Origin of the sequence: Runella sp. CRIBMP (assembly GCF_009905605.1) — a bacterium.
Taxonomy (GTDB): Bacteria; Bacteroidota; Bacteroidia; order Cytophagales; family Spirosomataceae; genus Runella.
The window spans coordinates 38,675-52,242 of the sequence record NZ_JAAAKZ010000009.1 but is presented as its reverse complement, the minus strand read 5'-3'; the positions used below and the strand labels follow the sequence as shown (position 1 = coordinate 52,242).

The 13,568-nt window shown below is 46.7% G+C and carries 8 protein-coding genes; 5 read left to right on the top strand and 3 right to left on the bottom strand.

Annotated features, from left to right (window positions below; all coding sequences use genetic code 11):
- Positions 1-18: 18 nt before the first annotated feature.
- Positions 19-3,843, bottom strand: coding sequence for a carbohydrate-binding protein (locus tag GVN20_RS19645; RefSeq protein ID WP_166559984.1), 3,825 nt, complete (start codon positions 3,841-3,843; stop codon positions 19-21).
- A gap of 269 nt (positions 3,844-4,112) precedes the next feature.
- Here GVN20_RS19645 and GVN20_RS19640 point away from each other — a divergent pair, with 269 nt between their 5' ends.
- From GVN20_RS19640 to GVN20_RS19620, 5 genes are all read left to right on the top strand, one after another.
- Complete coding sequence (locus GVN20_RS19640) at positions 4,113-5,306, top strand: glycosyltransferase family 2 protein (protein ID WP_166559983.1); 1,194 nt, start codon at positions 4,113-4,115, stop codon at positions 5,304-5,306.
- Between the two features lie 9 nt (positions 5,307-5,315).
- A complete protein-coding gene (locus GVN20_RS19635; RefSeq protein ID WP_166559982.1) occupies positions 5,316-6,323 on the top strand; it encodes a DMT family transporter in 1,008 nt (335 codons plus the stop codon).
- A gap of 86 nt (positions 6,324-6,409) precedes the next feature.
- The gene (locus GVN20_RS19630; protein ID WP_166559981.1) at positions 6,410-6,928 is read left to right on the top strand and encodes a hypothetical protein; all 519 of its coding nucleotides are present in this window, start codon (positions 6,410-6,412) and stop codon (positions 6,926-6,928) included.
- 54 nt (positions 6,929-6,982) lie between these two features.
- On the top strand, positions 6,983-7,342 hold the full coding sequence (locus GVN20_RS19625) for a hypothetical protein (protein WP_166559980.1): 360 nt from the start codon (positions 6,983-6,985) through the stop codon (positions 7,340-7,342).
- A 79-nt stretch (positions 7,343-7,421) separates the two neighbouring features.
- Positions 7,422-8,198 carry a glycosyltransferase family 25 protein gene (locus GVN20_RS19620; RefSeq protein ID WP_166559979.1) on the top strand — a complete coding sequence of 259 codons (777 nt, stop codon included), beginning with the start codon at positions 7,422-7,424 and terminating at the stop codon, positions 8,196-8,198.
- Positions 8,199-8,299: 101 nt separating this feature from the next.
- Here GVN20_RS19620 and GVN20_RS19615 read toward each other — a convergent pair whose 3' ends face one another.
- Both GVN20_RS19615 and secA read right to left on the bottom strand, forming a co-directional pair.
- Positions 8,300-9,940: a M1 family metallopeptidase gene (locus tag GVN20_RS19615; protein WP_166559978.1), complete on the bottom strand. Its 1,641-nt coding sequence runs from the start codon at positions 9,938-9,940 to the stop codon at positions 8,300-8,302.
- A 260-nt stretch (positions 9,941-10,200) separates the two neighbouring features.
- Positions 10,201-13,557, bottom strand: coding sequence for a preprotein translocase subunit SecA (gene secA, locus GVN20_RS19610; RefSeq protein WP_166559977.1), 3,357 nt, complete (start codon positions 13,555-13,557; stop codon positions 10,201-10,203).
- Positions 13,558-13,568 lie beyond the last annotated feature (11 nt).

Here is a 13,568-nt window from a genome sequence, read left to right as displayed (position 1 = left end):
AGTGGGATGTACTGAATATTAAGGCGCTTTTACGATTTTACGGAAGGCGCGTTGGTTGCCTTGCTGAATCTCGATGATGTAAGCACCTGGCAGTAAATTTGATACGTCCAACCTTTCGGAAAACGAAGGTGCTGTCTTAGTGAACGTTGCTTCTCGGTGGAGAATGCCCAGATTGGCGTTGAAAATGCGTACCTGTAATTTTTCGCGACTGGTACTTTCAAACGAAACCTGTACGTAATCGGTAGAGGGGTTAGGGTAGACGGTGACGATGTCGTGCAATTTAACGTTTTCAGCAACCAACTCTTTCGGTGCAAAGGTGGCGTTGGTTTTGTCGCCAATACGGGCTACTGGAGCCGATGTAGAGTCGGTGGTGCTACTGACGACTTGGTCGGAGGCTACGATAAAAATAGGCGTTTCGGTCACGGTGACGGTCAATTGCCCCTGTGTAGTGCTGACCAATTCTACGTTCATGGTATCGCGGCCGATGGTTGGCGTGTAGATTTTGGCCGAGGTGGCGTTTCCTAAATTTAAAGTTGCCGAGCCCGTACGACCTGTTTCGTCGGGAATAACCAGCGCGTAGGCCGATTTGCCGTTGAGTTCATAGCGGTCGATGATGGGGTCGTTTTGGAGGGTTTCTTTGTACGTATACTGCCCGAATTGACGGTTGGTTTGGTACAGAAAATCCGCCGCTGGTTTGCGCGTTTGGTTGTTGTTAAGTAGCCCAGAAGAGCCGAATTGGGTCGGATTATTGATATCGTAGTCGTAAGTTTGGTAAAAATAAACCCGTTCGATACCTTTTCGGGCGTAGAAAAGGGCATTTCTCAATATCCAGTCGGCTTGGGTCTGCAAGACCGACTTATTGCCGATGGCAATGGCTTTTAGTGGACTTCCTTGGTTGACGTCGTAGCCAGTTTCGCTCATCCATACGGGCATATCTTGCGATTCTTTTTGGGCCAATTGGATGAATTTTTCGGTCACTACTCCCGCTGTCGACACTTCTGGTGCCACGCCGCGCGTGCCTGTTCCGTCTTGCGTAGAAGACGCATTATCGGGATAAAAATGGTAGTTAACCACGTCCCAGCACAAATTGACGCTTCCGTCAGGACGGTACCCGCGAAATTCTTTACACCAGTCAATCATTCCTTTGATGTAGTCAACCCCGATAAACGGAGACGCCAATCCCGCAATGACAATTTTGATAGAAGGGTCAGCGTTTTTGACGCCCACGCCAGGACCCATCGTGTTTTTATGTCCATCGTAGAAAGCGGATAAATTGGCGGCGTATTCGCGGCCCGTTTGGTAGGCTTTACGGCCCTTCCACCACTTATCGCGCTCGTTGTCGCACTCGATGTATTTGATGAGGTTCAACCCGATTTTGACTTCGTTGATGCCGTCGCCGTTCCAGCGCTGGCGGGTATCCACACTCAGTAAGGCGGGGTTGACATTGGGGTTGTTTCCGTACCGGGCGGCATACTGAAATGCGACTTTTGCCTGTTCTATGTACGAAAGGGGGTCCGAAAAATTCTTGCCATATCGCAGCGGAACATTTTCGGGGTCTCTTTCTCCTTCGGGGTAGGTAGCGGTCATCCACGGCGGAATAGTTTTGATACAGGCCAATACCTCCATGCCTTCGGCTTTGAGGCGCGTATAAAGGCCGTCATAGTCCCAGCTGCCGCTGTGGGTAGGGTTGAAGGTGTAACCTCCTTCGTTGGGTTCTAGTTTTTCCCAGTCGATGTAGTGGCGTATTCCGCCAAAGGTCTTCATGGCCTTCAGTTTGGTTTCGCTGATACGGTTGTCCCAAGCTTCTTCAAAATCCCACTCAAAGGCATTGACGCCAATCATTTCCTTCAATTTAATGGATTTTTGGCGGTAAGGGCCGTTAGATGTTGTTGTGGGGGGCGTATAAGAACCATACAATTCTATTTCGGTAGGGTAACCCCACCAAGCGTTGATGACCAAATAACGCGCGTTGGTAATGGCCGAGTCTAAGTTGAATTGCGCATCGCCAGTGGTAGAGCGGCCCGAATAGGGACCTACCCAGCTGTTATATGCCTCTCCCGTAAACGTAGCAACAGGAATCCGCCGCCAATCGCTGGTGATAATCGAGAGCGTCATGGGTTTGTCAGGAAAAGAACCTTCTCCGTCAAAGAATTTGATACGGTCAATGGTCATTTGTTCGCCACCTAGAAGCGGATAGTAAGCGTCGTAGTTCTCCAATACTTTGCTGTAACCAGTATGCACGGTCACGTTGGTCACGTTGTCAAATAAGCCTTCCAAACCTTTAGGTGCATTATTGAGCTGATACCAGCGGGCAGCTTGAATCGGAATTTTAACCCCAGTATAGGTCGGCGGCGGTGGAGTGGCGGTAACAACGGTCAGCGTTTGGCCAACATTATTGGCAGGCAGATAGCTAGTATTGCCCACTTGCGAAGCCGTAAGGGTGGTTGTACCCGCCGTCAGAATGGTGGCTTTCCAGACACCATTGGCGTTGGAAACCGCAGCAACTGCTGGGTTGGAAGAAGTAAAAGTAATGGGTGTTTGGTTTTGGTTACTGGAGGCGACCAAATCAAAGGGGGCGTCACCGACCGTTTTTTGGGGGAGCGCTCCGAAACTAATAACCGACTGAATTTGGGTATTAGCCCCTTTTGTTACATTGAACCAATTAAAATTCCAACTGCCATTAACGGCATAAATTCGAATAATTTGCTTTCCTACTGGCAGCGCAACCGTCGTGCTGACGGTATCCCAGGTTTGCCAGCCTCCCGTAATGGGCAAAGTAAGGGCGCTCAAAACGCCGCCTGTTGTGTTTCGGAGTTCGAGTTTACCATCTCCGTAAGGTTTGGCGATGCGGAAAGTAAACTTATAAGTGGCGGCTTCATCGACGCTGAAATGATAGTCGAGCCAATCATTGTCATCAATCCAACCCATATTGAATCCCCCTCCTACGTCTTGGGTATTTTCGGGTTTTACGTCGCTGACAACGTCGTAGTCTTCAGCTTCGGTTTTTCCAAGAATCGGTCGGCTACCCGTAACCTCAAACCAGTTGAAATTCCAGTCGCCATGCTTGGCATAAATACGCAGCGTTTGTTGGCCTGCCGAGAGAGGAATAAAAACCTTAGCCGTGGCCCATCCTTGCCACCCGCCCGTGTAGGGCAACACAACCGAGCCAAGCACCGCGCCAGTGGCAGATTTTACTTCAATGGTACCGTCTCCGTATCCTTTGGCCACCCTAAAACCGAAGGTATAAATTCCTGAAGCGGCCACGTTGACTGTATAGTCCATCCAGTCTCCGTCGTTAATCCAGCCTATGTTTAAACCACCGCCCGTATCTTGGGTGTTTTCGGTATTGATGCCGCTCATGACATCATAGTTTTCGGCTTCGATTCTGCCCGGAATGGCGTTATATTTTTCTACTTCAAACCAGTTGAAGTTCCAGGAGCCGTATTTTGCGTAAATACGTAAGGTTTGTTGTCCTGCCGTGAGCGGAATAATGATGCTCGATGTGCCCCATCCTTGCCAGCCGCCCGTAAACGGCAAAACGACCGAACCCAGCACCGCACCGTTGGCGGTTCTTACTTCAAGGGTGCCATCACCAAATCCCTTGGCGGTTCTGAAACTAAATTTATACGTCCCGCTGACTGGAACATTGACATTATAATCCATCCAGTCGTTGTCTTCAATCCAGCCTACATTTAGGCCCCCGCCGGTATCTTGGGTATTTTCAGTTGCAATGCCGCTCATGGCGTCGTAGGCTTCAGCTTCAATTTTTCCAGGAATGACCTTTTGAGCGCAAACACTTACGGATAGTAACAGCAGGATTACATTTAAATAGAGTTTTTTCATAAAGCTTAGCAAACGTTGAAATTGTAATACTTAATATTTGCGTATTAGTTAAAAATAATTAAAGTAATATCAAAAGATTAGCGTCATTGTTGTACTTAAACAATTAGAAATATAACTTTTGGGAATGCTCATCCTGAAAGCGTGTTTTATTTTTACGTCTTTTTATTAGAGCGGTTAGTTTTTTTTGAAATACATTAAGTGTATTTTGCCATTACTATTCAACGATTGAAAAAAAACGCTTTATTTCCACCGAAAATACAATCTACCTAATGCAATTTTTTGGATATTTTCTCCTGATGCCCATAGTTATCTATTTGGCATTCAATGTCTTGTACTTATTACTGTCGGCGGTGGCGGGTCGTTTAGGTAAAGCCGATGATGTTCCTATTTCAACCAAACCCACGCAGATACGAAGAATCGCGGTGCTGATACCAGCCTACAAAGAAGATAAAGTGATTATTGATTCGGTAGAGGCCAACCTTCTACTTGATTATCCCAAAAGTTATTTTGATTTGTTCGTCATTGCCGATTCTTTCTTGCCCGAAACCCTCCAAAAACTGGCGACTTATCCCATCAAAGTTATTACGGTAGAGTTTGAACAATCGACGGTTCAAAAGTCAATTGCGTATGCGCTACACCAACTTCCCCGCAACACGTACGATATAGTGATGGTCTCCGACGCCGACAATCACATGCGCCCCGATTTTTTGCAACGCATCAATTTGGCATTTGACCAAGGCTGGAAGGTGGTACAGGGGCATCGAGTGGCCAAAAATACCAATACAGGTGTGGCGGTTTTTGATGCGATGAACGAAGAGGTCAACAACCATCTTTTTCGCGGTGGTCAGCGCGCATTGGGGATGTCGGCTTCGTTGATTGGGTCAGGGATGGCCTTCTTACCCGATGCAATGATACACGGAATGAGTCGCCTTCAAACCATTGGAGGGTACGATAAAGAACTGGAAATGAATCTGTTGTTAGATGGCTTTCATATCGCCTACCTGAAAGACGCGTACATTTATGACGAAAAAGTACAAAACCTAGCGGTCTTTGAGCGGCAGCGTTCTCGGTGGATTGCGGCCCAGATTCACTTTATTAAGTTTTACTTTACGACGGGATTCGCGCAGCTGTTTAAAGGAAATTTTCATGCCTTCAATGCCTACCTAAAAGGCTTGATTATGCCGCGTACGTTGTTGCTGGCGGTTTTAGGACTGGGCGTATTGATAGGTTTGGTATTCTTAAATATTCCGATTTTAGTCACGATGGGGAGCCTGTTGGGCGTTCTTGCCTTTACCCTTGCAATTTCAATTCCAGGGTATTTATGGAAAAAAATTTCTGCTAAAGATTTTCTTCTCCTTTTTCAATTGATTTTCCGGATGGTGCGCTCTTTGCTCAATATCAAGGCCGCCAGTAAAAGCTTTTTGCCAACTCCCCACGGTGAACCCGAAACAAAAACGCCTTAAAGAAAGGTTTTGATAGTTGAGGATATTAGTTTAAAGAGCCCTTATTTCAACGTTTCATTTGCGGGTAGCATTGAACTTTCGGGCGGTGTTTTTTTGTACTCTAAACAGTACATTTCAGAAAGCCTCTTTTATCGTTTGTTCATGCGTCTTACCTACTTCAAACTCATCGCTACCGTTTTTTTCTGGGGCACTAATTTCGCAGCGGGCAAAATCGCCGTTCAATCCTTAGGACCTTATTCAACGGCTTTTCTACGGTTTGTCATCGGAGCGATGTTATTGATGGCTTATCTGTACAAAACCAACGGTAAAGTTCCTTCTCTTACACCCAAACAATGGGGATTGGTGTTTATCTCGGCATTGATGGGGGTGTTTTTGTATAACTTGTTCTTTTTCAGTGGCATTCAATACATGCCCACGGTACGAGCCTCACTCGTAATTGCCTTTGCACCCATTACGATTACACTGGGGAGTTGGCTTTTTTTAGGGGAGCAGGTGTCTGTTATCAAATGGGCGGGCATTGCGTTGTCTATTTTTGGTGCCGCTGTTGTACTTGCTCGCGGTGATTTTTCATCCCTTCTTTCCAACACGACCTGGGGCCTGGGCGAATTGCTCATCATGGGCTGTGTGTTGAGTTGGACGGTTTATACGCTCATTGGACGAGTAGCGCTAAAAACCATTCCCGCACTGTCGCTCAGTTCTTTCTCGGCGTTGATTGGGGCGATTTTGTTGTTTATCCCTGCACTTCAACATGGGTTAATCGAACGTTTGGAGCAAGCACGTTGGCAGGCGTTGGCGGCGGTAGTATACATGGCAATGACTGCCACGGCATTGGGGTTTATTTGGTATTATGAAGCTGTCCAAAAAATAGGCGCTACCAAAGCCGCCGTTGTGGGAAACCTGACCCCCGTTTTTGCGGCCATTATTGCCGTTACGCTTTTGGGGGAAGAACTGACATTGACAACCATCATCGGAGGGGTGTTGGTATTGGCGGGAGTACTACTGACGACGATGAAGTAAACAGTAGGGATAATACGGGTGTAACAAAAAGAATGCATTTTCGTTTACTTTTTAATCATAATGGTCATTTAAAAAGAAACTGTGGTATGAGCATCAGACCTTTACTGCTAAATATATTGCTTACATGTATCGTTGGGATGACCTTCAATGCCTGTAAGAAAAACGAAGAGCCAATAACGGTGCCCGTCGTAAAAGCCTCGTTTGAGTTGATTCAAGAACGCATTTTTACGCCTACCTGTGCCACTTCGGGCTGCCACGCTTCGGAGCAGGAATCCAGCTTCAGCCAACATGGTTTGGTGCTTGCTACGGGTAAATCCTACGATTATTTATTCAATAAAGACCCTAAAAATCAGAATGCGGTGGAAGATAAGTTGAAGCGTGTATTGCCGTATTTTTCACTGCAAAGTTTACTTTTTCATAAACTTAATTGGGATGGCGGCGCGCACCACGGCGGCAAAAGCTACGGTACGCCCATGCCCCTAAATGGGAAAGCCCTCTATAAAGGCCAAATTGAGTTCATTCGGCGTTGGATTGAGGCGGGTGCACCTCGCACTGGCGCCGTGGCCGATACGGTACTATTGGCCGATAAAACACCAAGTTTTTAGGTTTATTTTGATTGACTCTAAATAAAGAGTATAAAATCGCGTATATTTGCCGTGATGATTAGTGAAGCAACCTACATAAACGAACTTTACACCAATTCAAAAGGAACGACCTATCAATGTGATCGTTCGGCCCGAATTATGGTAGATTTTGCAGGGTATAAAATGGCTTTCAGAATCAACGATTTTCTAAATTTTAAGCAGAAAGTCGACAATGTGGATTTACACGCGATGATTTTTAATCTTTCGGACGAATATGACTTTGAAGTCATTGAGGCTCCCCAAGCAAATCTTTCGCTGAAACTGACCCTTTGTGATTTGGTCCACTTGCGTGAATTGTTGGAAGGGACTAAATTTATGCTTGAATTAAACAGCCTGCTCTACGAGCGTATTTACAACGTGCCCGCCTACGTTTAATCCATCACCATTTCTGACTGTTTGAAAAGTTTGCCGCCCACGGGCGCAGACTCATTATTTCACACATTATTGGTCAGGAATGAAATCAGTCTACGAATTTTTGAACGGTTATTTTGACCGTATCTTTGTGGTTAGCCTAAATCGCGCCACTGACCGACAGGCGGCCATCAAGCAGCACCTTGAAGGGCTAAACTATGAGTTCTTTTGGGCGGTAGATAAAAAGGATTTTACCCTCTTAGACGCCATCAAGTCGGGGGTGTATGATGAAGCCAAAGCGGTGAAATTCAATCGTCATAGGCACAGCAAATTATCGTTGGGGGAAATCGCCTGCGCTTGGTCGCACCGAAATCTTTACGAAAAAATTGTACAAGAGGGCCACGAACGTGTGCTGATTTTTGAAGACGATGTGGTGCCTAAACTTCAGATGCTAGAATTGCTGCTTACTACAATGAATCAACTGCCCGAACATTGGGAGTTGGTGTATCTGGGTTTTTTGAAAAATGAAGAAATAACGCCTAAACATTGGCGTAAAAAGCAGTTTTATAAATTGTTGGCTACCTTCCGAGCTTACAAGTGGCTCACCCGCCACCACGTCAATAATTTATATCCCAAACCTTACTCGGCCAATTTACGCATTGCTGGTTTGCACGATTGTACGCACGCGTATGCCGTATCAAAATCGGCAGCTGAAAAACTGCTGAAAGCACAAACCCCCCTTTATTCAAGAGCCGATGAGCTGATGACGCACGAGGTAATCAGAGGTAATCTTACCGCCTTTATTTGCCGCCCCACCTTTTTTGATCAGGAAGATTTTGCGAGGGGCCACGCTAATGCAGATTCCTACATTTGGTCGTAGAAAAATGTAAATTAGGAAGAATCTGGTCCAGAAAAAAGGGAAATCAAACCCATTCACTATTCGGCGACGTAAGGTACGGCTTCCCCTTTTTTCTCAACGCTTTACGGAGCAGAAGTGAGTTTTTTTACTTCTATGTAGAACCCTCGGTCTACGTCGAGCGCGGATGATTTTTTAACTTTTATAGACTTCCATTCAGTAGTCGGTTTCAAGGTTTTCCATTCGCCGTTTTCAGCTTTATACTTGATTGGCATGTCAAAACCTTCCACTACGTTGTTCCAACGGTAAGAAAGTTTCTTTTTCTCGATGCGGTACTCAAGTACTGGAATCCGAATATCGCGCAGGTATTGGTCAAACACTTTGCTCAGGTTGATACCCGCTTCGTTGCTGATGTAGTCCTCAATTTGTTGAGTTGTAACGGTCTGGTGATAAAACGTTTTGTTCATTCCGCGCAGGATGCCGCGCCATTTCTCGTCGTTGTTGATGATTTGACGAATCGTGTGTAGCATATTGCCGCCTTTGTAGTACATATCGCCTGATCCACTGCGGTTTACGTTGTAGGTGCCGATAATAGGCTTATCGTTGCGAATCAATTTACGGCAGCCAATCACGTAGTCGCTACCTGCCTCTTTGCCGTAGTAATATTCGGTATACAGATTTTCGGAATAGTTGGTAAAACTCTCGTGAATCCACATATCCGCTTGGTCTTTGTAGGTAATGTTGTTGGCGTACCATTCATGTCCAGATTCATGAATGATGATAAAATCCCATTTTAGCCCCCAGCCCGTGGCGGATAAATCTCGGCCCAAATAGCCATTTTTGTATCCGTTGCCGTAAGTGACCGAGCTTTGATGCTCCATGCCCAAGTAAGGGACCTCAACGAGCTTGTAGCTGTCTTCGTAAAAAGGATAGGGACCAAACCAATGTTCAAAAGCGCGCAGCATAGGTTTTGTCTGCTGAAATTGGGTTTTGGCTTTGTCAAGGTTTTCGGCGAGTGCATAAAACGATAAATCCAGCGTACCTTTTTCGCCATTCAGTGTATCCGTCCACGCCACGTAGTTGCCAATGTTGACATTAACGCAGTAGTTATTGATGGGGTTCTGAACGTACCAGTCAAAGGTACGCGTGCCGTCAGGATTTTCGGTAATGCTGCGCAAGCGTCCGTTTGAAACATCCATGAGGGGCTTAGGCACTGTCACGCTGATGCGCATACTGTCAGGTTCATCGTACATGTGGTCTTTGCATGGCCACCAGACGCTGGCGCCCAGCCCTTGGCAAGAAGTAGCCACAAAAGGCAGTCCATCTTTGTCTTTTTTCCACGAAAACCCGCCATCCCACGGCGCACGCTTGGCTACGTGTGGTCGGCCGCTGTATTCAATGACCAAAGATTCTTGTTTTTGGGCCTCCTGTTTTTTGACTAAATCAATGAAAAATGCGTTGCCGTCGCGGCGATAAGAGAGCGTTTGCCCATCTTGCGTTACGCGACTGATGTTCATCGGACGTTGTAAGTCAATTTGGAGGGTTTGGTAAGGTTGGAGTACTTTATAGCGCACCGTTACACTGCCATTGAGTGTACTGTCTTGGGGTTGAACGCGGACGTTGAGGTGATAAAACTGCAAATCCCACCAAGCGCGTTCTTTGGTAATACTGCCACGGAGCGTATCATCATGGGTAAAAATATAGGTTTGAGCGGAGGCGGCAAGCTGAAGTAAAAAAACAAGTGCAAAGGTGTAGAGGACTTTCATAGGAAACGGTAGATTAAAAGCCTTTTTGAGTGTTAGGTGTTGATGATTGTTTTTGGTCGGACAATAATACCGTTTTCAGGGCATAAAAAAAATCCGAACGGGAAGCCCAATCGGATTTTAAATCTTTACTCAACGTTATGAAAAACTCTATTGTTAAGACGTCGAGTGATGTATTTGGTTACATTTTTTTTTATTTTTTTTTGAAAATTTTTGCGTGTGCTATTTCAAAAGAATATCATTAAAATGTAACTGAAAGATTATTAGGCGATTACGACGCAGTCGCCGCGTTCTACCTCATGTTCTATTTTCTTGTATTTCACATCTTTTACCACGCGACCATCACGGTATTGCACCGTTACTTTTTGGTTACGGTCGGCAATTTTGATGGTACGCACAGGTGCTTGCTTTTCTGCCTGACGGGCAGCGTAGGCATTGGGCCCGCCACCAGTGGTTTCTTCTTCGATTTCGTCGTCGTGGCGGTTGGTCTGTAATTGTGGCTCAGCACGGCGCGTTTGGCGAGGAGCCTGCTGCGGTGCTTCTTCTTGCGGTATGTGCGCTTTCATTAAGAAACTGATGGTTTCAAAATTCACTTTGGTCATCAGTCGTTTGAACAACTCTACGGATTCGAATTTATAAATCAATAAGGGGTCTTTCTGCTCGTAGGCGGCATTTTGTACCGATTGCTTCAAATCGTCCATGTCGCGTAGGTGCTCTTTCCACTCTTGGTCAATGAGCGAAAGTACCACAAATTTCTCCATTTCGTGGATAATCTCGCGGCCGTTGGTCTCGATGGCTTTTTGGAGGTTTACGCCGATTTGGGTTCCTTTGATGCCATCCGTAAACGGAATCACAATCTCATTGATGGTGGCGCCACGCTCGGCTGATATTTGCTTCAAAACGGGCAATACTTGCTCAGCAATAGCTTTGTTTTTAGCCAAGTAGTGCTTTTCTGCCGCGTCATAAAGGCGCTGAGTACGTTGCTCTGGCTTGAGTTTAGCGTATTCTTCGCGGGTAAATGGAGGCTCAATTCCAAAATTAGTAATGGCTGCCAGCTCAAGTTCTTCGTAATTGTCTTCAGTATTGGCCAAGGCTTCGCTGGCTACGTCGTACATGGTGTCGGCAATATCGATGGCCAAACGGTCGCCAAATAGGGCATTGCGGCGGCGTTTATAAATATTTTCGCGTTGCATGTTCATGACGTCGTCATATTCCAATAAACGTTTACGCGTTCCGAAGTTGTTTTCTTCGACTTTCTTCTGCGCCCGTTCGATGGATTTTGACACCATAGAGTGCTGAATCACTTCTCCTTCTTCCAGACCCATGCGGTCCATCACGCCCGCAATTCGGTCAGAACCGAACATACGCATGAGGCCGTCTTCCAACGACACAAAGAACTGTGACGACCCTGGGTCACCCTGACGACCGGCACGTCCGCGCAACTGACGGTCAACGCGGCGGCTTTCGTGGCGCTCGGTACCGATGATGGCCAATCCACCCGCTGCTTTCGACTCGGCGGTCAGCTTGATGTCGGTACCCCGACCTGCCATGTTGGTGGCTATGGTCACGGTGCCGGGCTTTCCTGCTTCCGACACAATCTCGGCTTCGCGTTGGTGCTGCTTGGCGTTCAGAACTTGGTGTGGAATTTTGCGGAGGGTAAGCATTCGGCTCAACAACTCCGAGTTTTCTACCGAAGTTGTACCCACCAGTACTGGGCGCCCTTTGCCAACGAGTTCGACGATTTCGTCTACTACGGCGTTGTATTTTTCGCGTACCGAACGGTACACTTTGTCTTCTTCATCTTTCCGAACGGCGGGGATGTTGGTCGGAATACTGACCACGTCCAATTTATAAATGGTCCAGAATTCTCCCGCTTCGGTTTCGGCCGTACCCGTCATACCGCAAAGTTTGTGGTACATACGGAAGTAGTTTTGCAACGTTACGGTGGCGTAGGTTTGGGTAGCGTCTTCTACTTTTACGTTTTCTTTGGCTTCCACGGCTTGGTGCAAACCGTCTGACCAACGGCGGCCCTCCATGATACGGCCCGTTTGCTCATCCACGATTTTGACCTTTCCGTCCATAATCACGTAATCCACATCTTTCTCAAAAAGCGAGTAGGCTTTCAACAACTGCTGAATCGTGTGGACCCTCTGCGTTTTGATTGAATAGTCACGAATGACTTCCTCTTTACGAATCAGTTTCTGCTGATCGTTAAGTTCAGGGTCTTTATCAATGATATTCAACTCAATAGATAAGTCTGGCATCACAAAGAATGCGGGGTCTTCGCTTTCACCAGTAATGTAGTCTAATCCTTTTTCCGTTAACTCAATGCTGTTGTTTCTTTCTTCAATCGTGAAATACAACGGTGCATCGGCCTGTGGCATCAGTTTTTGGTTTTCGGCCAAATAGATTTTTTCGGTTTCCTGCATCAGGGTTTTCATCCCCGTTTCACTCATAAATTTGATGAGTGGTTTATATTTTGGAAAACCACGATGGGCGCGGAACAATGCCAAACCACCTTCTTTCTTGTCGCCAGCCGCAATTTTCTTTTTGGCTTCGTTGAGCAAATCTGTTACGAGGCGTTTTTGGGCTTCCACTATGCGCGCTACGCGGGGTTTGAGTTCGGCAAAATCCTGCTCATCGCCGCGCGGTACTGGGCCACTGATGATGAGTGGCGTACGGGCGTCGTCGACCAACACGGAGTCAACCTCATCGACCATCGCAAAATGGTGCTTGCGCTGTACCAATTCCTCGGGGCTGTGGGCCATGTTGTCGCGGAGATAGTCAAAGCCAAACTCGTTGTTAGTTCCGTAGGTAATATCGGCCAAGTATGCCTGACGACGCGCAAAGGTATTGGGCTGGTGGCGGTCGATGCAATCGACGCGCAACCCGTGAAACTCAAACAAAGGTCCATTCCACTCGCTGTCGCGACGGGCCAGATAGTCGTTGACAGTTACAATATGTACTCCCTGCCCCGCTAGGGCATTCAGGAAGGCAGGCAAGGTAGCAACGAGCGTTTTACCTTCTCCCGTGGCCATCTCAGCGATTTTCCCTTGGTGTAGCACCGTTCCCCCGATGATTTGAACATCATAGTGAACCATGTTCCATTTGATAGGGTGCCCAGCCACATCCCAAGTAGTATTCCAAATGGCTTTATCGCCGTTAATGGTGATGTGGTTTTTCTTAACGGCCAATTCATGGTCAATAAACGACGCCGTCACTTCGATGGATTCGTTCTCGGTAAAGCGGCGGGCCGTTTCTTTCACAATGGCGAAAGCCGTGGGCAGAATGTGCAGCAAAACTTTTTCCAATTCTTTGTCGCGCTCTAAACCCAGTGCGTCGATTTGCTTAAAAATTTCTTCTTTGGCATCCACATCCATATCGACATCGTCGGTGATGCGTTGGCGCAAAGCGGCGATTTGGTCATCTATGGTTTTAAGCTGGCCCGCAATGTATGTTTTGAGTTCTTGGGTCGCATTTCGCAGTTCATCGTGGCTGAGGTTACGCAGTTTGGCAAATTCAGTATTTACTTTTTCTACGTAAGGGGAGAGTTCTTTCAAATCGCGGTCGGCCTTCGTTCCGAACAATCCCGTAAAACTTTTAGTGAGGAATTTTATCATTTCAAAATACT